This is a genomic window from Kitasatospora sp. NPDC092286, from assembly GCF_044755565.1.
Classification (GTDB): domain Bacteria; phylum Actinomycetota; class Actinomycetes; order Streptomycetales; family Streptomycetaceae; genus Kitasatospora.
Genome location: NZ_JBIVRD010000008.1, coordinates 16,251 through 38,793, shown reverse-complemented (window position 1 = coordinate 38,793; position 22,543 = coordinate 16,251). Strand labels below are relative to the sequence as shown.

Genomic DNA, 22,543 nt, shown 5'->3' with positions numbered 1-22,543 from the left:
GGCCCCCTCTTTCGAGAGGGGGCCCCTTCATACCCAAAAACGGGACCTTGCCGCGCTGAAGATATATATAGAACCCTCCAGCAATAGAGATGTATGTGTGCGCACAAAACCCTCCCTCGGGCGGCCCCCTGAGACCCACACCACGTTCGGCATCACCTCTGGGGCATCGCTGGTCGACTACCTCGCCGAGCAGGTGGAGGCCACGGAGGAGACAGAGGCCGGACGGGCTGTCAGGTCAGGTCAGGTCAGGTCGTCGAGGAGCAGGTGCAGGGCGGACTCCTCGTGCAGGGCGGTGCCGAGGGTGGTCATCGCGGGAGCGAGGGAGTGGTCCCAGGTCGCGGGCACGGGTGGGCCGGACAGTGGGAGGGGCGGGCTGCCCTGGGCGCGGGTGTGGGCGGCGAGGTGGGTGTAGTCGGCGGCGGTCATGCGCCAGGGATGGGCGCGGTAGCGCTGGATGAGGCGGTTGGCGAGGGCGATGCCCGGCCAGTCGAAGTCTCCGTGGTAGGCGAGTTCGCAGCCGGCGGCGGCGAGCGCGTCGAGGAGTTCGAGGACGACGGTGGCCGCGCTACCGGAGGTGCAGACCAGTGGTGCCGTGCGGGCGGCGTCGGCGGCGGCTTCGACGACCCGCGGGTTCTCGCAGATGTGGATCCGCGTGCCCGGTGCGGGTGCGGGGTCGAGGGAGCGGAGTTCCCGCAGGGTGAGGTGGGTCTCGGTGTGGTGGTCCGCCCGCTCGCGCAGGGCCCGTTCGCGCCAGCCGTTGGAGACGGGGCGCAGGCCGTAGGTGAGGACGGTGCTGGACACCTCGTCGGGCGAGACGGACACGAGGCGCCAGAGGGAGCGGCGGCTCGGGGCGTCGGGGGGCGGCGGTTCGTCGTGAGCGAGAGCGATGCCACGCAGGACGAACCGGGAGAGCAGGGTGTCGTCGTCGAGACCGTGTGCGGTGCCGGTGACGAGGGAGGCGAGTTCGCCTCGCCCGCGGGGCTGGTCCGCGGCGTCCCCGCCGGTCAGGAGCAGACCCAGGACGTGGATCGCCTGCCGGAGGAGGTCCTTGGCGTCCTCGTGCCCGAGACGGCCCGGGGTGCCGCCGCGGCGGATGTCGGTCAGCCAGCGGTCCGCCCACTCCTGGCCGGCGAGGGGGGAGGAGGCCAGCGTGCCCGCCGCCGACTCCCAGAGGTCGGCGCGCTGCGCGTGGACGGTGGCGCGGGCGGCGCGACGGTCGGTGAGGGGGCCGCCGAGTTCGCCGGCCGCGTGAACCAGGCCGCACTGGGCCGCCGTGACGCGCAGGCGGGTGTCCAGGTCGGCGAGCCGTACGGTGGCCTCGGTGCGGGTGACCGGACGGCCGAGCAGCAGGGAGAGCGCCTCGCGTTCCGACGGGTCGAGCCCGGTGAGGCGGATGCTTCCGGTGGCCTGGAGGCCGTTGCGTTCCAGCCGGGCGCGGACGGCGGCCCACAGCCGCGCGAGGCCGGGCCTCGACAGCCAGTCCCTCACCTCCGCGGGCAGCGCGCGGGGGCTGTTCACACGTCCACCAGTCGGCGGCTGCGGCCGTTCCAGGTGTAGTGGAGGGTCGCGACGCCCCGGTGGTGCGGGTCCCGCAGGCATTCGTAGATGTGCAGGGACGGCACGTCGGGCCAGTTGCCCATCAGCCGCTCGCTGGTGAGGACGAAGTCCAGGTCGAGGTCGACGAGGATGCGGCCGAGCCGGGCGTGGGTCGGCTCGTCGACCTTGGCGAAGGCGTCGTCGAGCAGTATGAGGCGCGGGGCCTGGGGGGCCGACTCCGCGAGGGTGGTGAAGTGGGCCGCCGCCGCGGCGAACAGCACCAGATAGGACAGGACGCGCTGCTCGCCCTGGCTCAGGCCGGTGCGCCCGGTGAACTTGCGTCTGCGGACGGCCGCGGAGTCGTCGATGACCCACGGCTGGAAGGTGAACCAGGAGCGGTAGTCGAGCGCGGTCCGCAGGTGGGCGGCGTACCCGGCGGCGGGGTCGGCCCGGCGGGCGTCCTCGATGCGCCGCTGAAGCACCTCGCGCAGTTGCTCGGACTGCTCACGGGTCCGCAGACCGGACGGGCCGCGCAGCAGTTCCACCGCCGCCCGGACGTCGGCGTCCACGGTGTCGGCCAGCCGCCAGTCGAGTTCGACGCCGAGGCCATGCGAGGTGCGGACCGAACGAAGGGTGTCGTTCAGGGCGTTGACGAGGGCTCCGGCGGCCAGCACCTGGCTGGAGAGGTTGTCGCCGAGCTCTCCGGTGAGGAAGCGCTGGAAGACGTCGCGTTCGCGCTCGGTGAGCCGGGCCCGGGCCTCGCTCGCCTGCGCGGCGATGCGTTCACCGACCAGCGCGACGTCGTGCTGCCCGGTGTCGTCGACGAGGCGGCAGACCTTGACTCCGTCGGGTTCCTCCAGCGCGGCGTCGTAGCCGCCGGCGAGTTGGTCGCGCAGGTCGTTGAAGCGGTTGAGCAGCGTGGTGTCCGAGATGTCGCGTCGTTCGGGATCGAGTGAGCCGCGGAGGTGGTCGAGGAGTCCGCGCAGCGCCTTGAGCCGGGTGCGCGCGTCGTCGTGTGCCGGGTCGGGCGTCGTCAGTTCGGCGGTGCGGCCGGCCAGGCCGGCGCCGCGCAGGACTTCGGGGGCCGCGAGCGCGGTGCGCAGTTCCCGGCCGCGGTGGATCACGGCCGTCTCCTGGGTCGCGAGGTCGCTGCGGCGGACCTGTTCGTCCTGTTCGGCCCGCACCCGCTCGTCGTGGAGGTCCGCCGCTTTGGCCTCGGCCCTGGGCAGTTGGTCGGCGGCGGCCACGAGGCGGCGGCGGATCGTGTCCTCGGCGGCGAGGAGCTGTTGTTCGGAGGCGCCGACGGTCTCCTCGAGCGTGCGGATCTCACGCCGGGCCTCGGTCAGGTCGGCACGGCGCCCCGCATAGGCGGAGTCCGCGGCCGAGCGACGGGTACGGGCTTCTTCGAAGCCGTCGCGTTCCGCCCGGTGGTCGGTCACGGTCCGCGCCGCGGCGAGGACGTCGCGGCGCAGGCGCACCGTGCCGGCCGTCAGGTCGCGGAGGGCGTCGCGCACGGTGTCCAGCAGGGCCGGGTCGACCGGCAGGGCGTGTGCGGTGGCGGTCGCCTCGGCCTGCCGCCGGGCCGCCACGCTCGCGGCCCGGGCCTCGGCCGCCTTCGTCGCCGCCCTGGCCGTGGCCTGGACGAGAACGTCCTCGGCGAGTTCGGCCGCGGCCAGGTGGGCCCAGGCATCGGTGAGCGGCCGGGTTCGCGGCAGGTCACGGAGGGCGGTCGTCAGCGCGCCCAGCCGTTCCGACAGCTCGTTGAGGCGGGCTTCCTCCTCGGCCAGCGCGTCCTGTGCGGCCGCGATGCGGTCGGCGAGTTCGGCGATGTGCCGGCGGCGGGTGGCGGCCCGCTGCTCCGCGCCGACGTACTCGGCCCGCGCCTTCGTGTACGCGCCCTGTGCGACGCCGAGCCGCCACCGGCCGTCGGGGCTGATCGCGCTGTGAGCGGTCGCGTCGAAGGGCGCGCCGGCCGGTACCAGGTGGATGGAGGCCAGCAGGGCCTCGATCCGGCCGGCCGTCACGGCGCTGCCGGGTGCGACGACCGGGCGCAGCGCCGCGGCGAGGGTCGGCCCTTCGGTGACCTCGGCGCCGGGGCGGAGCAGGGTGTCCTGGGTGAGCGGGTCGAGCAGGGCGCCCTCGGCGGTGATCCAGGCGTCGAGAAGCCCGCCGGCTTCGAGTGCCGCCTCCAGTCCGGCCTGGTCCGGTGCGGTCAGGCCGTCCGCGAAGTCGACGGCCCGGTACAGCGGTGCTCCGGTCGGCCCGGACCGGGCGGAGCCCCGGTGCGCGGGGCGCGGCGGTTCCGGGTCCGTCCGCTGTTCCCACTCGCGCTTCTCACGGACCAGGGCGTCGAGCGTGAGGGACAGGTTGTGAACCCGGGGGGTCGTCCGGTCGCGTTCCCCCGCGAGCCTGTCCAGGACCGGGTTGACGCTCCGCTCGGCGGTCTGTGCCACGTCCTCCCAGACCTCGGCGGGGAGCGCGCGGTCGGCGAAGGACCCGTCGCCGGACCCGTCGCTGGACTCATCGCGCGCGACCACCGCGCGGACATCGTCCAGAGGCACCCCGGCCAGGCGCTCCAGGCGCTCCGCCCAGGCGGAGACCTGCGCCGCGTACCCGTCGCCGGCTGCCAGCACCGCCCGGCGGCGCTGCCCGGCCCGCTCGGTGGCCTGCTCGGCCTGCTCGCCCAGGCGTTCGCGTTCCACATCCGCGTCGCGCGCCGCGACGGCGGCGTTACGGGACTCGGCCAGCAGACCGGCGAGCTCGCCGACCGTTCTCATCCTGGCCTTGGCGACCGGTTCCGCGGCCGCCAGCGACGCGTCCCACCGCCGCAGCTCCCCTGCCAGCGCCACCGTGTCGTACGCCGCCACCCGGTCCCGGCCGACCGGATGGGCGACGCCGTCGGGATCGAGGATCTCCTCCTCGCCGGCGGGTGTGAGGACGACCGGCGGGACCGCGGCCGGCTCTCCCAGGTGAGCCGGACCGATGCCGGACCTCTCCGCCGCGTCGCGCAGCTCCCGGTGTGACTCGCCCAGTCGGCGCAGCCCGGTGCCGACCCGTTCCGCTCCGGCGGACACGGCGGCGCCGGCGGCATGCTCCCCTTCGTGGGCCACCCGCAGCATCTCGAACGCCGTCCCGGCCGCGACGCGCACGGCCTCCACCGTCCGGCGGCGCTCGCCGAGTTCCTGCAGGCTGCGGTAGCCGGTGCTCTGGCGCAGGGCGGCGAGGTCGGCCCTGGCCTCCTCCTGCTCCGTGCGCAGCTGGTTCCGGATCTCCGTGGCCGCGGTCTCCTCGGCCCTCAGCCCGCCGACGAGTTGAGCCGCTTCGCCGGCCGCTCTACGCCGGGCGGCGAGGGTGTCCAGCTCACTGTCGACGGCGCCGGCACGCCGGCGCAGCACCCCGTGCAGGTAGCCCCGGTAGCCGCCGAGGAAGTGCCGCAGCGCGGCGTCGGTCTTCTCCAGCCGTCCGAGGTCGTCGCGGACGCTGTCGAGGTCGTCGAGGTTGCGGGCGACCTTCTCGACCACGTCCTCGTCGAGTGCTGGGAGGGTCTCGCTGAGGACGGTGACCAGGCCGCCGGACTCGATGCGGTCGCCGATCGTGGGGCGGCGGAGCCGGTGGAGCAGCTGGGTGAGGTTGCGGTAGCGCGCGCTGTCGGTGAGGCCGAAGAGGTCCCGGGCCACTCTCGCCCGGTGGTCGGCGGGCCGTTCCAGGACGTTCTCCGCGCCGACGGCGGCGCGCAGCCGGTCGAGCGGCAGCGGCTGCCCGGCCTCGGCGAGGAGCAGTTCCTCGCCCACGCGTCGGGTGGTGGTGAAGAAGTGCGGCTTGGCGGTGCCGGTGGATTTCGAGGCGCGGACGGCGGCACCGACGGTGAGGAACCGCTCGGTGCCCTCGTCGTCGGTGCGGCGGAACTCGACCCACAGATAACCCATGCGGTTGGTCTGTTCGAAGCCGTCGAGCATCAGCCAGGCGAGGGTGGTGCGGCCCGTTCCGGTGGCGTCCAGGGCCCGGGCGTCGCCGTCGAGGAGATAGGGCAGCAGCATCTCCAGGGCTTTGGACTTCCCGGCGCCGTTCTTGCCGCGCAGCAGCAGCCGTCCGTCGCCGAAGCGGAACTCCTGTTCGTCGTACTGCCAGACGTTGCGGATGCCGGCCCGGTGCAGCCGGAAGCGGTGGGTGGCGTGGTCGTGCGGTGCGGCGGGCGCGGACTGACGGCTCACGAGGTCGGGTCTTCCTGAATCGGTGCTGTCTTCGGGCCGGTGCCGGCCGGCGGGCGTTCGGTCTGCCGGACCGAGACGGTTGTGGCGTAGCGTGCGGCCGCGGCGAGCAGCACCTGGCCGCCGGCGGGGTGGCCGCGTGCGGCCAGTACCTCCGTGACGGGTCTGCCGTCCGACGAGCCGGTCCCGTAGTCCTCCGGGACTCCGTGGCCGTCGGAGCGGAGCGGGCCCGCGGGAGCGACCAGCCGCATCCGGGTGAGCAGGTCGAGCGCGTCGGCGCGCAGTGCGGCCGGGTCGTCCAGGTAGCCGCGCTGCCAGTTGCCGCGCCGCCCGTACTCCTCGATCAGATCGCGGAGGATCTCGTCGGGGAGCCCCGGCGGGATGGGCACGCCGATGGCCAGTCGGCCGCCGACGGCCGGGTGGCCGGCGTGCTCGGGCCGGAGGTGGCGGACGAGCCGTTCCACGAGCAGGAGCGCGGCCTGGGCGACCGTCCCGGTGCCGGGGAAGGGGAGGTCCGTCAACTCGTCGTCCGCGTCGACCAGGGCGACTCCTTCGGCCCGGATCTCGGCCTCCAGGCCCAGCAGTTCGGAGAAGGCCTGTGCCTCCCTGCGCTGTCGGGTGCGGAGCCACTCGCGCTCACCGTCGGTGAGATCGTCGAGGTAGACGACCGGTGTCTCGACCAGGCGCCGCCGCACATAGGTGCGTGGTCCGCCGAACCCGGGATCGGCGGCGCGCCGGATCAGGTCGGCGCCGTCGCGGCTGCGCGCCAGCGGGCCGGCGGTGATCGACCTCGCGATCTCGCGGTCCACCGTCAGCAGTGCCTCGCCCCCGAGCTCCTCCGTCACCGACCCGACGCTGCCCTCGGTCTCGGTCAGCACGCCCCAGTCGACCAGCTGTCGCAGCGCGGCGGCGAGAGTCCGCTTCTCGGCCTGCCGGCCGGTGTCGGCGAGTTCCAGGCCCGCGTCCACCGCTGCCGCGCGCAGGTCCGCCACCAGATGCGACAGCAGGATCTGCTCGGGTGCGGTCACCAGGACCGCGAGGGCGAGGGTGAGGTAGGCGTAGGTGCGGGGGGTGAACGGCGTACCGGTGGAACGGACCAGGCGGTGGCCGGCTCCGGGGCCGAGCCCGGCTTTGAACAGGCGGGCGAACGAGGCCTCCACCAGCAGCCGGTATCCCAGCACCTGTTGGAAGCGCTGGGAGAGCCAGTCCGCGTGCCGCCGGATCAGGGGGAAGGTGTCGGAGTGGGGTCCGTCGGCCGTCACCAGCGGGTGGGCGAGGAGCAGCCGGGCGGCGGCCCGGCGCTCGGCGGCCAGGGCGACATCGTGTGCGGAGGGCAGGACCATCAGGCGCCCACCTCCGCCGCGGCGGTCGGCCGGGCTGCGTCCGGGAAGGCGGGGCCCGGCAGGGCGGGGACGCCGTACCCGGTGACCGCGATCTCCAGATCGTCCACCGTCAGATCGCCGTCCACGGAGTACAGCACCGAAGCGGCGCCGGTGACCCGCCGGGCGGTCAGCCCGATGTCCAGTTCGGCGTCGCCCGCGGAGATGTCGTCCAGTGCGAAGTCGGGCGCCCCACCGGCTCCGTGAACGGATCGGCGCAGCTGGGCGTTGCCGAGGGCGGAGGCCAGCAGCTCCAGCAGCAGCGCCATCGCGGCGGCCGTCAGCCGGACCTGCCCGAACCGGCCGGAGGCGCTGCGCAGTTCGTCGGCCGCGGCCTGCCGGGCGGCCGCCCGGGCCTGGGCCTCCTCCAGCAGACGCCGCTTCTGCGCGGAGTGGTCCTCGACGGCGGCGGTACGGCCGCGCTGAGCACGGCTCCCCCGCTCGCGCAGGGCCACCGGCACGTCGGCGACCGGCCCGCTCCACCAGCTGACGTAGGCGGGCACGGCCCCGTCCGGGTCCGGTGCCACCCCCAGGTGGCGGGCCCCGTAGAGGCCGAACGCGGCGACCGCGAGATCGTGCGCGCCGTCCGGGTCGGCGGCGTCGAACCAGGCCGCGAGCCGGAGCAGGTCCCGGCGCCTCGACATCTCTCCCGACGCCGAGCGCAGCATGCGCTTGGCATTGGCCAGGAGGGACTGAAGGGCCCGGAGCGTGGCGTCCCGGAGCTGGTCGACCTGGCTGCCCTGGCCGTCGGCGGCGACGAACCAGCCGCGCAGGCCTTCCCAGTCCGCGAGCTCCCGCCCGCGACTGCGCTGGACCTTCGTCGCCGCCGGCCCCGGGGCTCCGGACGGTCCCGGGGCTCCGGACTGGCCCGACGGGAGCCCGGTCAGGCCGACCGCGTGCTCGTCGATCCGCTGGAGCAGCCCCGGCAGAGCGGGCCAGAGCTCCGCGAGACTCGCCGCGATCCTCGGTGACCGGAAGGACACGTCCTCGGTGATGGCCTCCACGTAGTCGAGCAGCAGGCCCTTGAATCCCTGGTACTCGCCTCCGTCCAGGTCGTAGCGGGTCAGCACCTGACCGAGGTACGCGTAGAAGTCCCGTACGGACTCGGCGAACTCCGCGAACTGCACGAACAGGGTGCTGACCTGCTCCAGCGCCTCCTGCGGATCGGCCCCGCCCGGCCGCCGCACGGCGGAGACGAGCTCGCGCAGCCCCCGGTCCACCAGTGCGAGCAGCTCACTGCTCACCTCACGGGCGGCATCCGCTCCCGCGAGCACCTCGTCGGCGTCCCGCTGTACCCGCTCGCCGAGCTTCGAGAGCTGGTACCGCGCCCGCGAGCGCTGGTACTCGGTGATGCTGGCCGCCTTGACGGCGTGCGTGCTGCGCAGCAGGTTGCCCCACTTCACCAGCTGTTCCAGCCTGGCGGTGACCGTCTCGGAGTCGAGCGGCCCGGTCGGGGCGCCGTCCGCCGCGAGCTTTGTCAGGACGTCCGGGACCGCCAGATCGGCGAGCAGGGTGGAGCAGAACACCCGCATGACCGCCACGTACTCCTGGCGCTCGGGCGCGCTCAGATAGGCGTACGCGGTCAGACGCTGCCAGAGCCGGTCCTCGTCGGCCCCGCCCTCCGGCGGCACCGCACCGTCTGAGTGACTCCGTGGCTGGTGGGACTGCTGCTCCATGCGGGTGAGGGTAGCCTCTGACGCCGACGATTCGGGCCCGACCGATGGAATCGGACGCATTCCAGCGGAGCCGAGCTCCGCCGGAACACCCCGGTCCGGCCCTTGGGTCCCGCTGTCCGACCCTGCCGGGAGGTCAGCCGGCCCGGGTCAGCGAGCCCATCGCCGTGGGCAGGTCGCCCCGCGAGCTGACCCGCAACTTCCGGTAGGCGCGGGTCAGATGCTGTTCCACGGTGCTCACCGTGACGTACAGCCGCTCGGCGATCTCCCGGTTGGTGTGGCCGTGGGCGGCCAGCTCGGCGACCCGGCGCTCGGCGTCGCTGAGCACCGCGTCGGCCACGGCCGGGGCGCTCTCCCGGACCGGCCGGTCGCCACCGCTCCAGCCGAACTCCACGCCCAGCAGCCGGGTGAGCGGCCGGGCCTGGCACTCCTCGGCCAGCATCCAGGCGCGGCGGGCGGTGAGCCTGGCCCGGCGCAGCTCACCCAGGTCGTGGTAGGCCCTGGCCAGGTCGGCGAGCGCCCGGGCGAGCTCGTACCGGTCGCCGGCTTCTTGCAGGATGTCCGCGGCCTTGCGCAACAGGGCCGGGCGCTGGCGCAGTTCACAGGTGGCGGCAAACTGACGCATCGTCACACCACGGGCCCGCGGCTCGGACTGGCCGAACATCGTGAGCTGCTCCTCCAGCAGGCGGCGGGCCTCCTCGCGGTCGCCCAGCTGCAGCATCGCCTCGGCGGCCTCACCGCGCCAGGCGACCAGGCCGGGCACGTCCAGCCCCCACTGGCCCATCAGGTCGCCGCAGGCGAGGAAGTCCCCGAGCGCGGCGTTCAGGTCCCCGGTGGACAGCTCGTACCGGCCGCGGGCCTGGAGGTAGTGGAGACCGTAGCGGCTCTGCAGCATCGCCTCCGGGACGGGCAGGTTGAGCTGGTCGGCGGCCTCGTCGTAGCGGCCCATCGCGGTCAGCGCGGTCAGCAGGCTGGCCAGCGAACCGCCGACCGCCACACCCCAGCTGCCGGCCGGGATGATCTCCAGCGCCTGCCGGGCGTGCCGCTCGGCGCCGGGCAGGTCGCCCTGCCGGACGCTGATCTCGGCCCGGATGGTCGCCAGCCGCGCCTGGCGGCCCGGGGACTGGCGGGAGATCGCCTCCGCGATCAGGCCGTCGCACCAGGGCGCGGCCCGGTCGGCGCGGTCGCCGTAGGTCAGCGCGAGCAGCGCCGACTCGACGGTGTCCATGCCCATCTCGTCCAGCCGGGAGGTGCGCAGGATCCGCTCGGCCTCGGCGACCACCTGCTCGGACGGGCCGCTGCTGAGCACCGAGTCCAGCGCGGTGGCCGCCTCCAGCCGCCGGCTGACCGCGGTGAACGGCCTCGGGCGCGGGCCGGGAGCCTCCTCGGCGGACGGCACATAGGCCAGGAACGGCGCGTACCAGCAGCGCAGCCACGACCGGGTGGTCCGCAGCTCGGCCGCGGTCTCCGGGTCGTGCCGCCCGTTCTCCAGGCCGAGTCTGGACAGCACGTCCCTGGCGTCCTCGAAACGGCCGTGCCACAGCAGGGCCTTGGCGAGCACCAGGCCGTCACTGGGGCGCAGGTGGCCGCGGTGCAGGGCGTTGGTGAGCTCGGCGAGGTGCGGGGTCGGGGCGCTCGGGTTGATCCGCCACTCGGCGCGGACCAGGGCGGTCCTGATCCGGGCCAGCCGGGGCTCGTCCTGGCAGACCCGGCAGGCCAGCCGCAGGTACTCGACGGCCTGGCCGACCCGGCCCTCGGCCAGCGCCAGCATGGCGGCCTCCTCCAGCACCGGGACGGTCCAGGGCTCCTCGACCCGCCCCGAGGCCAGCAGATGCTCGGCCGTCGCGGCCGCGGCGCCCCCGTTCGCGTACAGCAGTTCGGCGGCCCCGCGGTGCAGTTCGGACCGGCGCCCGGGGTCCGCGTCGAGCAGGACGGCGGTCCGCGCGACCGGGTGCCGGAAGTCGCCGGAGTGCAGCAGGCCGCACGCCTCCAGCTCGCGCAGACCGCCCGCCACCTCCGCGCCGTCCAGGCCGAGCAGCCGGCCGACCCCGCCCGGGGCGCCGAGCACGGCGAGGCCCTGCGCGAGCGGGAGCAGCCCGGGGGCGCTCCGGTGCAGCAGGCTGCGGACCGCCTGCCCGTAGCCGTCGGCGACGGTCAGCGCGCCGTCGGCGGCGCCGGCCCGCACCGCGGCGAGCTGGCCGTCGAGCAGGGCGGTGAGCAGCAGCGGGTTGCCACCGCTGATCCGGTGGCACTCGGCGGCGAGCCGGTCGGCGGCCTCCCGGCCGAGCCGCTCGGCGACCAGCCGGTCCACGCCGCCGGGGGTGAGCAGCGGCAGGACCAGGCTGTGGCACCCGGGGCGGCGCAGCAGCTCCAGGTGGAACTCGGCGGTGCGGTGGGCGGCCTGGCCGGAACGGCCGAGGACGATCATGATCCGGGAGCGGCCCAGCCGGCGGGTCAGGTAGGAGAGGCAGGCCAGCGAGTCCGGGTCGGCGTGCTGGACGTCGTCCACCACCAGGGCGAGCGGCCGGCGCTCGGCCAGGTCGAGCAGCAGTGCGCTCAGGTCCCGGGCGGCCGAATGCCGTCCGTCCACATCGGCGGCGAGCAGCTCACGGACGGTGGCCCGCTGCTCGGCCGGCACCGGCGCACCGCGCAGCAGCTGGCCCAGTACGCCGAGCGGGAGGCCGGCCTCGGCGGCCGACCCGACCGCGGTCAGCGGCAGCGCGCCCGCCTCGGCCGCCTGCTCGACGAACTCGTCCAGCAGTGCGCTCGTGCCGGTGGCCGCCGGGCCGCTCACCACGGCGATCCGGCCCCGGCCCCCGACCGCCTCGACCAGCAGGCCGGCCAGGAAGGCCAGTTGCTCATCGCGTTCGACCAGCATCATTGCTCAGGCTTCCTCTCGTACGTCTGTGGGGCGGGGTGGCCGGTCAGCGGTGCTCGGCGGCGGCCGGGCCGGGGCCCGCGGTCCGGGCCGGGTCGGGTTCGGCGGCGGCCTCGGCCTCGGCCTCCAGCGCGGCGAACCCCTTCCCGATGGCGTCCTGGTGCGAGCCGGAGAAGGCGGCGTGCACCAGTTCGCCGCCGTAGGGGTGGCGGCGGGAGACCGGCAGCCCGGAGCAGTGCTCGACGGTCCGGCGTATCCGGTCGATGTCGGAGAAGTCGATGCCCGGGTCGATGCCCCGGGTCAGCAGGTTCAGGCCGAGGGTGACCAGGCAGACGTTGCCGGCCCGCTCCCCACCGCCGAACAGGCAGCCCTCGACCCGCTTCGCCCCGCCCAGCAGGGCGAGTTCGGTGGCGGCCACCCCGGTGCCCCGGTCGTTGTGCGGGTGGATCGAGAGGCAGCGGTACTCGGGGCGGGAGAGGTTGCGGTCCAGCCACTCGATCTGGTCGGCGAACACGTGCGGCATCGAACGCTCCACCGTGGCCGGGAAGTTCAGCACGATCTCGCGGCCCGGGCCGGGCTCCCAGAGGTCCATCACCGCCTCGCAGACCTCGACCACGAACTCCGGCTCGGTCTCGTTGAACAGCTCCGGGGAGTACTGGTAACCGACCTCGCAGCCGGCCGGCAGCCGCTCGGTGTACCGCATCATCGACCGGGTGCCGCGGACGGCGAGGTCGACGCACTCCTGCCGGCCGATCCCGAAGACGAGGTCGCGGAAGACCGGCGCGGTGGCGTTGTACACGTGGACGGTGGCGCCGCGGGCGCCGCGCAGGCTCTTGACGGTACGTTCGATCAGTTCGTCGCGGGCCGGCACCAGCACCGAGATGCGGACGTCCTCGGGTATCCGGTCCTGATCGATCAGCAGTCTGACGAAGTCGTACTCGTCCTGGCTCGCGACCGGGAAGCCGACCTCGATCTCCTTGTACCCCAGGTCCACCAGGAGTTCGAACATGGCGAGCTTGAGAGCCGGTGTCATCGGGCGGACCAGGGCCTGGTTCCCGTCCCGCAGGTCCGTGGAGAGCCAGCGCGGCGACGCGGTGAGGGTTCGGTCCGGCCAGGTGCGGTCGGGCAGGGTCATCGGAACGAACGCCTGGTAGCGCCGGGGCAGCCGGTCAGCCTTCACAGTCTGATTCCCTTCACAACTGTTTCCGTTGCGGGCATGCGGGAAGTACCGGGCCGGTTGCGGCCGACCCTGCCATGCTCACGCTAGAGAGCCGCCGGAGCCCCGGACAACGGTGTGGAGAGCGCTGTCGGTCCATCCGCACCGGAGGGATGAGCAGAGGGGTATCGAAGGGAGTACTGGCCGGGCCACCCTCGGGCCACTCCTCCTCGACGCCCGGACCACCTGCGGTGCGGCTGCCCATACTCGGAACGGGAAGACGACTTCCCGTCGCCGACGACGACGGGGCACGACAGGGCCTTTGAGGGGAAACCGGTGGCGACACATATCCGAGAGACCGTCTGGAACTGCCTCCGTGAGGCCCGCCCGGCGGTGCAACTGGCCTTCCTGCTGCGCTACCTGGCCGGCGCCGTGCTCGGCGATCCGAGTGGCTTCCCGCACCTGGGCCGGGTGGCGGTCGGCGCGTCGGGCTGGTGCCTGGCCACCACCGCGGTCTACCTCTTCAACGGCGTGGCCGACCGCCCCGAGGACATCCGCAACGGCTCCACCCGGCCGATCGCCGACGGCCGCCTGCCGGCCCGCACCGCGACGGCCGCGGCCGTCCTGCTCGCAACGGCCGGGCTGGGCTGCTCCTTCACCCTCGGGCCGGGCCCGGGCGTGCTCGCCGCACTGTACCTGCTGCTCGGCTACGCCTACTCGGGCCCGCCGTTCCCGCTGAAGAAGACGTACTACACCTGTACCGCGACCGGCCTGGCCGCCGGACTGGCCACCTATCTGGCCGGCTTCCTGGCCGGCGGGCACGGGCTGGACGACTCGCTGCTGGTGTTCGCCGGGATGATGACGCTGTGGATGGGCGGAGTCGGCGGGGTGGCCAAGGAGTTCTCCGACATCGAGGGCGATCGCAGCGCCGGGCGGCTGACCTGGCCGATCGCCTTCGGGGTGGCCGGCGCGACCCGGCTGCTGCGGCTGCTCGCGGTGGGCGTGGCACTGGCCTTCGGGGCGTTCGCGGGGCTGTACTCCACCGGGCTGCTCTGGTGCGCGGTGACGGTGCTGGCCGGCGCCGTCGGAGTGCTGGCGACCAGTGGGGGGCTGCGCGACCACGGCGGGCGTCCGCAGCGCCGCCGGCCGTACGTGGCCTTCATGTGGACCCAGCACGCTACCCATTTGGTCCTCGGTCTCACCATTCTGGCCAAACCCTTGAGTTAGTTGAAGATTCGAACACGCTCGACCGGCAAGGGCCACTGGCTGAATCCATGTTCATGCCCCCGAATTTCCATGGGGTTCTGGTATCTTGACCCCGCTTGGCCAAGGCGACACGGGGGCCGGCACGTGACCGGTTTGGAGAAGGCAGCCTTGACGACTCGCCAACAGGTGGCGGACCTGATCGAACAGCGCACGCCCGAGATAGTCGAGGCCTACGAGACCGAGCTCCGGGCGGTCGGCAATGCCATCGCGCAGAACCCGGTCTCACTGAACCAGGCCCTGGTCAACGCCCGGCAGATCATCGCCGACGTGGTCAACAGCCTGCGCGCGGGGCAGGTCGAGGTCGACCAGACGTACAAGCTGCTGGCCTGGGACATCGGCGCGACGCGGGCGGCGGACGGGGTGCACCCCCGGGAGTCCGTCCAGGCTTCCTCGGTCTTCTTCCACGCGGCGCTCTCCACGATATTCAGCCATCTGCCGCAGGGGCCGCGGCCGCTGGACACCTTCACCCTGATCACCCTGGCGCTGGAACGCAGCATCACCCTGCGGATCCGCGAGTCGGTGGTCGCGTACACCGGCTTACTCGTCGACAAGATCCACGAGGCGCAGCTCGACGAGCGGCGCCGGATCGCCCGTGAGCTCCACGACCGGATCGGGCACGGGATGAGCGTGACCCACCGCCAGCTGGAGCTCTACACGCTCTACCTGGACAAGCAGCCGGACCGGGCGAGCGTCAAGCTGGCCACCGCCCAGCAGGCCATCCAGGAGTCGATGCACCACCTGCGCGCGGTCACCTCCGACCTGCACACCCACCAGCCGCTGAAGAGCCTGGAAAAGGCCCTGCTCAGCGACCTGGAATCGGTGGACTCCGACGAGGTGACGGCCCGGCTCAGGGTGAACGGGGACGAGGCCTGGGCCCCGCCGGAGGTGCTCGACGAGGTGTTCCTGATCCTCCGCGAGGGCGTCCGCAACGCCCTGCGCCACGCCAGGGCCACAGTGCTGCTGGTGAACGTCGAGATCACCCCCAACGAGCTCCGGGCCTCGGTGGAGGACGACGGCTGCGGCCTGCCGCAGGAGCGACCGGCCGACGCCGGCGTCGGCCTGTCCTCGATGCGCGAGCGGGCCGAACTGCTCGGCGGCCGGCTGCTGGTCAACGGCCGTCCGAGCAACGGCACCAGGGTGGATCTCTCGGTACCTCTCAAAGGACGGCTCCTCGATGAACCCGCGCGACGCCAGAGCTGCTGACTCCGCGGCCGCCGTCACCCGCGTCGCCCTGGTCGACGACCACGCGCTGGTCCGCGAGGGGGTGCGCGAGATCCTGGAGTCGCAGGACGACATGGTGGTGGTGAGCGAGGCCGCCAACAGCGGCGACGCGATCGCCCAGGTCGCCCGGCACCGGCCGGACGTCGTCCTGCTGGACGTCGAACTCCCCGACGGCGAACCGACCGACACGGTGACCAGGATGCGGGCGCTCTCGCCGTCCTCGCAGATCATCATGCTGTCCATGTACGACGGCCCGCAGTTGCTCCGGCGGCTCATCAACGCCGGTATCCGGGGCTACCTGCTGAAGAGCGTGGACGGCCAGGAGCTGCTCGCGGCGGTCCGCAGCGTCCACCGCGGCTCGGACCGGATGGTCCTGGCCGTCTCCCGGGAGAGCCTGGCCCAGATGCAGGGCGTCACGGAGAGTGTGCTGTCCGCCCGGGAGCTGGAGATCCTGGAGCTGGTCGCGCGGGCGCTGAGCAACGGCCAGATCTCCACCCGGCTGGTGATCACCGAAGCCACCGTCAAGCGCCATCTGCGCAACATCTTCGTCAAACTGGGTGCGGTCTCCCGGATCGACGCGGTGAACAAGGCGATCGGCGCCTCGCTGATCGCCCCTCCGCACGACCAGTCCTGCCATCGCCACCGGGCGGGCTGAGCGCGGGCGGCCGGGGCATGGCGGAATTCGAGGCCGAGGGCGGCTTCGACGACCACGAAGCGTTTCCCCCGTACCCGCCGTCATCTGCGATTGCCACCTGCCCACGCGGCGGGGCCCTTGCCGGGGTTCGGATATTCTGGACGAATGAGCGAGAACCCGCCCCCGTGCCCGAAGTGCTCCAGTGAGTACACCTACGAGATGAACGCTCTGCTGGTCTGCCCGGAGTGCGGCAATGAGTGGGTGCCCGCCGGAGGCGGCGACGCGGGTGACGCCACCGGCTCCGGGGATCGGGTGATCAAGGACGCCGTCGGCAATGTGCTGAACGACGGCGACACCGTGACCGTCGTCAAGGCCCTCAAGGTCAAGGGCAGCCCTTCGGGGATCAAAGCCGGCACCAAGGTACGGAATATCCGTCTGGTCGACGGTGTCGACGGCCACGACATCGACTGCAGGATCGAAGGATTCGGGCCCATGCAGCTCAAGTCGAGTGTGGTCAAGAAGGCCTGATCCATTCGGCCGTCATGAAATGCGGGTAAGGAGCCGTCCTGGCCCGCATTTTTGCATTGCGGGCGATCGCCACGGCATTGCGGGCGGGGGGCGACCCGAAAACCGCGGTCGCGCGGGTCGGCGGCGGGGGTGTGACGGGCCGGGGGGCCGGTGCGGACCGGGCGGGGGCCCGGGTCGGGGTGCGGTGAAGGGGGGCCGGGCGGGGGCGCCGGCGGCGGGGGGGGGGGTTGCCCCGACGGTTCGGGCGGTTACCGGTTGTGGTCACGGGACGAGACTGCCCCGCCCGTTCCGGGTGAATGCGGGGCTCACCCGGATGAGTGATCGGGGCGGGGCGGTCCCGGTTCAGTGGGTGCGGGTGGGGTGTTTCGGGCCGGTCGGGTGGGGCACGGTCGCCGGGAGGGCGTGGCCGGTGGTGTCGTCGGTGCGCCAGGCCTGGGACTGGAAGGCGAGGAAGACCGCGACCCAGCGGTTCTCGGCGGGCAGGTGGATCAGCAGGCCGCCGTCCTGGTAGACACCGTCGTCGGAGCGGAAGCGGCCGCTGTTGCCCTGGTTCAGGTGGATGTCGTGGACGCCGTTGCCGGGCAGGAAGCCGAACACCTTGTCGGGGACCCCGGGTTCGGGCCCGAAGCGCTGGCCGAACAGGTAGACGGCGGCGGCCGGATCGTGGATCGCGCGCTGCACATGGTGGTCGAGCAGGTCGGCGAGGTCGTTGTCGGCGCCCGGCCGGTCGGGCGGCAGGACGCGCAGGCCGGCCGGGTCGAAGAGCCCGCCGCGGACGAAGTCCAGGGCGGCGGTGCCCGGTTTCGGGGGGAGGCCGGTCCAGCCGCTGCCGGCCGCCGGGAGCAGCGCGGTGACCGGGTGCCGGAAGTCGTCCACGGCGATGTAAAGCAGGTCCGAAGGGGACTGCTGCGACTGGACGTTGACCGCCGCCCGGTAGTGCGTGCCGTGCGCGTCGCGGAGGTGGATCTGGTAGTGCGGGGTGTCGGTGGCGCCCTCGCGGCGCCGGTCGACGGCGGTGGCGGCGAGCACGCCGTAGTTCTTGATGGGCATCGATGAGGTCCTTCGGCCGGTCAGGTGGGCGAGCCCCTCCGTTATCCCGTACCGGCCGCCGCCGGTACGGGCGAATCGACAGATGTTCATCCGGCGTACGCCGCAAGGGATTTCCGGAGCGGTCGGCGAACAGGGCCAGGCCGTCGGGCGGGAGGGCGGGCGGACGAAGGCGCCCGGCCCCCCCGAGGGGCCGGGCGCCGCGCCGCGTACCTGCTACGGCTGGATCCGGTGGGACTCCCCCAGCGCGCCCTCGATGCCCTGCACCATCCGCCAGAGCGGCGCGCGCCGGCTGGCGACCAGCACCACCACGTCGTCCTGCTCCGCGTCGCCGTCGGGCGCGCCCTCGGTGGACCGGTCGCTCCAGGTGCCGGTGACGAAGGCCATCGCCGCGTCCACCTCGGCGATCCAGTCGCTCTCGCCGCCCGAGCGCAGCCAGGTCCGCAGCGCGTGGTTGTGCGCCGAGACCACGGCGGCCGCGATCACGTCGGCCCGCAGCGCGCCGTCCGGGCGCTCGGCGAAGCGGCCGCGCAGGTAGTGCGCGAGCGTGTGCTCGTACCGCCAGACCACCGACAGCTCGTACGCGCGCAGGCCGGGCACCTTGCGGGTGAGCCGGTAGCGCTGGACCGAGAAGGACGGCTGCTCGGCGTACATCCGCAGGACGAGGCGGGCGGCGTCGCAGGCGTGCTTGACCGGGTCCTCCTCGCCGCTGCCGGACTCCAGGAACTCCGTCATCTCGGCGAGGCTGCGCTCGTGGTCGGGGAAGACCACGTCCTCCTTGGCCGGGAAGTAGCGGAAGAAGGAGCGCCGGCCGACCCCGGCGAGCGAGACGATGTCGTCGATGGTGGTCTGCTCGAAGCCGCGTTCCAGGAAGAGCTCGAAGGCTGCGGCAACGAGCGCCTCGCGCATCGCCGGCTTCGACGGCCCGTCGTTCATGGGCTGGTCCTGTTCTTCCTTCTCGCTCATTCCCGGGAACATAGCATCGGCTTTTCCGCCCGGTCGGACCGCGGCACCCGGTGGCCGGGCGGCACCGCCCCAGGGCTACGGGAGGTTGCGGGCCATGACGATCCGCTGGATCTGGTTGGTGCCCTCGTAGATCTGCGTGATCTTCGCGTCCCGCATCATCCGCTCCACCGGGTAGTCCCGCGTGTACCCGTACCCGCCCAGCAGCTGCACCGCGTCCGTGGTGATCTCCATCGCCGCGTCCGACGCGAAGCACTTCGCCGCCGCCCCGAAGAACGTCAGATCGCCGTCCCCGCGCTGCGACCGCGCCGCCGCCGCGTAGGTCAGCTGCCGCGCCGCCTCCAGCTTCATCGCCATGTCCGCCAGCATGAACTGCACGCCCTGGAAGTCACCGATCGGCTTCCCGAACTGCCGGCGCTCCGCCACGTACCCCTTCGCGTAGTCCAGCGCCCCCTGCGCGATCCCCAGCGCCTGCGCCGCGATCGTCACCCGGGTGTGGTCCAGCGTCCGCATCGCCGTCGCGAATCCCGTCCCCTCCGCACCGATCATCCGATCCGCCGGGATCCGCACATTGTCGAAGTACACCTCACGCGTCGGGGACCCCTTGATCCCCAGCTTCCGCTCCGGCGCACCGAACGACACCCCCTCGTCGCCCTTCTCCACCACGAACGCCGAGATCCCCTTCGACCGCAGCTCCGGGTCGGTCACCGCCATCACCGTGTAGAACTCCGACACGCCCGCGTTGGTGATCCACCGCTTCACCCCGTTCAGCACCCAGGAGTCCCCGTCCCGCACCGCCCGCGTGCGCATCCCCGCCGCGTCCGAGCCCGCCTCCGGCTCCGACAGGCAGTACGAGAACATCCCCTCCCCCCGTGCCAGCGCCCCCAGGTACTTCGTCTTCAGCTCTTCCGAGCCCGACAGCTGCACCGGCATCGAACCCAGCTTGTTCACCGCCGGGATCAGCGACGACGAGGCGCACACCCGCGCCACCTCCTCGATCACGATCACCGTCGCCAGCGCGTCCGCCCCCGCGCCCCCGTACTCCTCCGGCACGTGCACCGCGTGCAGATCGTTCGCCCGCAGCGCCTCCAGTGCCTCCTGCGGGAACCGCCCCTGCTCGTCCACCTCCGCCGCGAACGGCGCGATCTTCGCCTCGGCCAGCGAACGCACCGCCTCACGGAGCATCCCGTGCTCCTCGGAGATCCGGAAGAGGTCGAAGTCCTGGGTCATGATCGGCACTCCTGTTTCACGACGGCACTCAGTACCCTTCATTATGCATGTGTGCAGCAAAAAGGGAACTCAGTGCCTTCACAGGGCGGCACTGAGTTCCCTATTCTTTTTCTGCGGTACGCGGGCCGTACAGCGGGTGTACAGCGCCGCCGTCGTGCGGACTCCAGAGCCGGGCCGCCCCCGGCCGCACCGCGCCGCAGCGGAAAGCCCAGTCCGAGCGCAGGGAGAGACAGCGTGGTCCACTCAGCCATCGACACCGACACCGGGAGCACCCCGCTGTACTTCCAGCGCTGCACGTGGTGCCGCAACCCCACCTTCCAGCGGCTGCTCTGCCCGACCTGCGGCTCCACCGACCTGAGGCTGGAGCGGAGCGAGGGCACCGGGGTGGTGCGCAGCTGCGCGGTCGAGCAGGCTCGGACGCCGCTGGCCCGGCAGAAGTCGCTGATCAGGATGAACGAGGGCTTCGACGTCTGGTACATCGTCGGCGGGCTGCGCAGCACCGTTCCGGTGGGCACCCGGGTCCGGCTGACGCCCTCGGCCGGCTCCGACCACCCCGAACTGACCCTGCTGCCGCAGGAGGAGGCCGGACCGGCACAACCCGCCGAGCCGCGCCCGCTGCCACCGAACCAGGGCGGTTTCACCCAGCATCTGGCGGCGTACGCGGAGTAGAGCCGCCCCGGCCTGTACGGCGGAGGGCGCACCCGGAAGTCTCCCGGGTGCGCCCTCCGTCGTACGAGCCGGGGCGGGTCAGCCCTTGCGGGCCTTCACCTCGCCGGTGAGCTGCGGGAGGACGGCGAAGAGGTCGCCGACCACGCCGTAGTCCGCCAGCTCGAAGATCGGGGCCTCCGGGTCCTTGTTGACGGCCACGATGGTCTTCGAGGTCTGCATGCCGGCCCGGTGCTGGATGGCGCCCGAGATGCCGTTGGCGACGTACAGCTGCGGCGAGACCTGCTTGCCGGTCTGGCCGACCTGGTTGCTGTGCGGGTACCAGCCGGCGTCCACGGCGGCGCGCGAGGCGCCGACGGCCGCGCCGAGCGCGTCCGCGAGCTCCTCGACCACGCCGAAGCCCTCGGCGGCACCGACGCCGCGGCCGCCGGAGACCACGATGGCGGCCTCGGTCAGCTCCGGGCGGCCGGTGGAGACCCGCGGGGTGCGCGAGGTCACGGTGGCGGCGTTGCCGGTGAACGCCACGGTGACGTTCTCCACCGCGCCGGCCGCCGGAGCCGTCTCGGGGGCCACCGCGTTCGGCTTGACCGTGATCACCGGCACGCCGTGGCTGACGCGCGAGTCCACGGTGTACGAGGCGGCGAACACCGACTGGGTGGCGACCGGACCGTTGTCGCCGGCCCGCAGGTCGACGGCGTCGGTGATGAGGCCGGAGCCGAGGCGCAGGGCGACGCGGGCGGCGACCTCCTTGCCCTCGCCGGAGGAGGTGACCAGGACGGCCGCGGCCTCCGCGCCCTGGGCGATCTGGGCCAGCGCGTCCACCTTGGGGACGACCAGCTGGTCGGTGAACTCGGCGCCGTCGGCGACGTACACCTTCGCCGCGCCGTACTCGCCGGCCTTCGCGGCGATCTCGGCGGCGGCCGCACCGGCACCGAGGACGACGGCCGACGGCTCACCGATCCGGCGGGCCAGGGTCAGCAGTTCGAGGGCCGGCTTACGGACCACACCGTCGGCGTGGTCCACGAGAACCAGGATCTCAGCCATGATTCGTTGCTCCTGAGCGATCGTTGGATGCGCGTACGCGGTGTGGGACTAGATGAACTTCTGCGCGGCGAGGTACCCGGCGAGCGCCTTGCCGCCCTCACCCTCGTCCTTGACGACCGTGCCCGCGGTCCGCGCCGGACGCGCAGCCACCGACTCCACCGCCGTCCACGCACCCCCCAGACCGACCTCGCCCGCCCCGATCCCCAGATCATCCAGATCCAGCGACTCCACCGGCTTCTTCTTCGCCGCCATGATCCCCTTGAACGACGGATACCGCGCCTCACCCGACTGGTCCGTCACCGACACCACCGCCGGCAGCGCCGCCTCCACCAGCTCCGTCGCCGCGTCACCGTCCCGACGCCCCCGCACCACACCACCCGCGACCGACACCTCCGACAACAGCGTCACCTGCGGCACCCCCAGCCGCTCCGCCAGCAGCGCCGGCAGCACACCCATCGCCCCGTCCGTCGACGCCATCCCCCCGATCACCAGATCGAACCCCGTCCGCTCCAGCGCCTTCGCCAGCACCGCCGACGTCCCCATCACATCCGAACCGTGAACACCCTCGTCGTTCACGTGCACGGCCCGGTCCGCACCCATCGACAACGCCTTGCGCAACGCGTCCTTCGCATCGTCCGGCCCCACCGTCAGCACCGTCACCCCGGCACCCTCGTTCGCCTCCGCGATCCGCAGCGCCTGCTCCACCCCGTACTCGTCCAGCTCCGACAGAAGGCCGTCCACGCCCTCCCGGTCGGTGGTGTGATCCTCCGCGAAACGACGGTCCCCCGTCGCATCCGGCACGTACTTCACACAGACAACGATCCTCAAGCTCATGAGCGGTTCTCCTGTAACGGGTGCACTGGTCCATGGCCTCAGGTCATGCCCAGGGTACTGAGTGCCAAGTCCGGCCCGGCCGCACCCTGCGAGCAGCAAGCGCCGCCTGGACCGGCATGCCGTGTCGGCTCTCTTCGACTGACGTCAGAGGCTTCACCGAGAGAATACGGCACTCAGTACCCCGCGTAAAGGAACTCAGTACCCTTCGCCCGTCGTCGAGAGGCCCGCAGCCGCGCGGCAAGGTTTCCGCAAGCACCGTCCAGAACGCGGCATGGAATCC

The 22,543-nt window shown here is 72.8% G+C and carries 15 protein-coding genes and 1 pseudogene; 5 read left to right on the top strand and 11 right to left on the bottom strand.

The window, feature by feature from the left end; all coding sequences use genetic code 11:
* Positions 1-240: 240 nt before the first annotated feature.
* The 6 genes and pseudogenes from ACIQIB_RS10010 to ACIQIB_RS09985 form a co-directional block, all read right to left on the bottom strand.
* Positions 241-1,518 carry a TIGR02679 family protein gene (locus ACIQIB_RS10010; protein WP_363608825.1) on the bottom strand — a complete coding sequence of 426 codons (1,278 nt, stop codon included), beginning with the start codon at positions 1,516-1,518 and terminating at the stop codon, positions 241-243.
* Positions 1,515-5,747, bottom strand: coding sequence for a TIGR02680 family protein (locus tag ACIQIB_RS10005; RefSeq protein WP_400757485.1), 4,233 nt, complete (start codon positions 5,745-5,747; stop codon positions 1,515-1,517). The genes ACIQIB_RS10010 and ACIQIB_RS10005 overlap by 4 nt, the downstream gene beginning before the upstream one ends.
* Positions 5,744-7,087, bottom strand: coding sequence for a TIGR02678 family protein (locus tag ACIQIB_RS10000; protein ID WP_363608829.1), 1,344 nt, complete (start codon positions 7,085-7,087; stop codon positions 5,744-5,746). The genes ACIQIB_RS10005 and ACIQIB_RS10000 overlap by 4 nt, the downstream gene beginning before the upstream one ends.
* Entirely contained in the window at positions 7,087-8,799 is a 1,713-nt protein-coding gene (locus tag ACIQIB_RS09995) for a TIGR02677 family protein (protein ID WP_363608831.1), read from the bottom strand. Before ACIQIB_RS09995 ends, ACIQIB_RS10000 begins: the two co-directional genes overlap by 1 nt.
* Before the next feature lie 133 nt (positions 8,800-8,932).
* Positions 8,933-11,677, bottom strand: coding sequence for an AAA family ATPase (locus ACIQIB_RS09990; protein WP_400757483.1), 2,745 nt, complete (start codon positions 11,675-11,677; stop codon positions 8,933-8,935).
* A gap of 106 nt (positions 11,678-11,783) precedes the next feature.
* Positions 11,784-12,854, bottom strand: a pseudogene (locus ACIQIB_RS09985) (2-isopropylmalate synthase); the annotation flags it as partial.
* A 312-nt stretch (positions 12,855-13,166) separates the two neighbouring features.
* Between ACIQIB_RS09985 and ACIQIB_RS09980 the strand changes: the two are divergent.
* From ACIQIB_RS09980 to ACIQIB_RS09965, 4 genes are all read left to right on the top strand, one after another.
* Entirely contained in the window at positions 13,167-14,057 is an 891-nt protein-coding gene (locus ACIQIB_RS09980; RefSeq protein ID WP_363608835.1) for a UbiA family prenyltransferase, read from the top strand.
* A 147-nt stretch (positions 14,058-14,204) separates the two neighbouring features.
* Entirely contained in the window at positions 14,205-15,299 is a 1,095-nt protein-coding gene (locus ACIQIB_RS09975; RefSeq protein ID WP_363608837.1) for a sensor histidine kinase, read from the top strand.
* On the top strand, positions 15,271-15,972 hold the full coding sequence (locus tag ACIQIB_RS09970; protein WP_363608839.1) for a response regulator transcription factor: 702 nt from the start codon (positions 15,271-15,273) through the stop codon (positions 15,970-15,972). Before ACIQIB_RS09975 ends, ACIQIB_RS09970 begins: the two co-directional genes overlap by 29 nt.
* Positions 15,973-16,116: 144 nt before the next feature.
* Positions 16,117-16,479: a zinc ribbon domain-containing protein YjdM gene (locus ACIQIB_RS09965; RefSeq protein ID WP_363608841.1), complete on the top strand. Its 363-nt coding sequence runs from the start codon at positions 16,117-16,119 to the stop codon at positions 16,477-16,479.
* A 342-nt stretch (positions 16,480-16,821) separates the two neighbouring features.
* Here ACIQIB_RS09965 and ACIQIB_RS09960 read toward each other — a convergent pair whose 3' ends face one another.
* The 3 genes from ACIQIB_RS09960 to ACIQIB_RS09950 form a co-directional block, all read right to left on the bottom strand.
* Complete coding sequence (locus tag ACIQIB_RS09960) at positions 16,822-17,529, bottom strand: YukJ family protein (RefSeq protein WP_363608843.1); 708 nt, start codon at positions 17,527-17,529, stop codon at positions 16,822-16,824.
* A gap of 213 nt (positions 17,530-17,742) precedes the next feature.
* Positions 17,743-18,435, bottom strand: a complete 693-nt coding sequence (locus ACIQIB_RS09955) for a TetR family transcriptional regulator (RefSeq protein ID WP_363608853.1) — start codon at positions 18,433-18,435, stop codon at positions 17,743-17,745.
* Positions 18,436-18,567: 132 nt separating this feature from the next.
* Positions 18,568-19,719: an acyl-CoA dehydrogenase family protein gene (locus ACIQIB_RS09950; protein WP_363608845.1), complete on the bottom strand. Its 1,152-nt coding sequence runs from the start codon at positions 19,717-19,719 to the stop codon at positions 18,568-18,570.
* Positions 19,720-19,953: 234 nt separating this feature from the next.
* Between ACIQIB_RS09950 and ACIQIB_RS09945 the strand changes: the two genes are divergently transcribed.
* On the top strand, positions 19,954-20,388 hold the full coding sequence (locus ACIQIB_RS09945; protein ID WP_400757481.1) for a Zn-ribbon domain-containing OB-fold protein: 435 nt from the start codon (positions 19,954-19,956) through the stop codon (positions 20,386-20,388).
* A 78-nt stretch (positions 20,389-20,466) separates the two neighbouring features.
* Here ACIQIB_RS09945 and ACIQIB_RS09940 read toward each other — a convergent pair whose 3' ends face one another.
* A complete protein-coding gene (locus ACIQIB_RS09940) occupies positions 20,467-21,429 on the bottom strand; it encodes an electron transfer flavoprotein subunit alpha/FixB family protein (protein ID WP_400757479.1) in 963 nt (320 codons plus the stop codon).
* A gap of 48 nt (positions 21,430-21,477) precedes the next feature.
* Positions 21,478-22,263: an electron transfer flavoprotein subunit beta/FixA family protein gene (locus ACIQIB_RS09935; protein ID WP_400653645.1), complete on the bottom strand. Its 786-nt coding sequence runs from the start codon at positions 22,261-22,263 to the stop codon at positions 21,478-21,480.
* Positions 22,264-22,543 lie beyond the last annotated feature (280 nt).

Bases quoted from the DNA above. Each gene is read 5' to 3' on its own strand.
- ACIQIB_RS09940 (WP_400757479.1), bottom strand. From the start codon at position 21,429: ATGGCTGAGATCCTGGTTCTCGTGGACCACGCCGACGGTGTGGTCCGT.
- ACIQIB_RS09935 (WP_400653645.1), bottom strand. From the start codon at position 22,263: ATGAGCTTGAGGATCGTTGTCTGTGTGAAGTACGTGCCGGATGCGACG.
- ACIQIB_RS09970 (WP_363608839.1), top strand. From the start codon at position 15,271: ATGAACCCGCGCGACGCCAGAGCTGCTGACTCCGCGGCCGCCGTCACC.
- ACIQIB_RS10000 (WP_363608829.1), bottom strand. From the start codon at position 7,087: ATGGTCCTGCCCTCCGCACACGATGTCGCCCTGGCCGCCGAGCGCCGG.
- ACIQIB_RS09990 (WP_400757483.1), bottom strand. From the start codon at position 11,677: ATGATGCTGGTCGAACGCGATGAGCAACTGGCCTTCCTGGCCGGCCTG.
- ACIQIB_RS09960 (WP_363608843.1), bottom strand. From the start codon at position 17,529: ATGCCCATCAAGAACTACGGCGTGCTCGCCGCCACCGCCGTCGACCGG.
- ACIQIB_RS09955 (WP_363608853.1), bottom strand. From the start codon at position 18,435: ATGCGCGAGGCGCTCGTTGCCGCAGCCTTCGAGCTCTTCCTGGAACGC.
- ACIQIB_RS09995 (WP_363608831.1), bottom strand. From the start codon at position 8,799: ATGGAGCAGCAGTCCCACCAGCCACGGAGTCACTCAGACGGTGCGGTG.
- ACIQIB_RS09950 (WP_363608845.1), bottom strand. From the start codon at position 19,719: ATGACCCAGGACTTCGACCTCTTCCGGATCTCCGAGGAGCACGGGATG.
- ACIQIB_RS09965 (WP_363608841.1), top strand. From the start codon at position 16,117: ATGAGCGAGAACCCGCCCCCGTGCCCGAAGTGCTCCAGTGAGTACACC.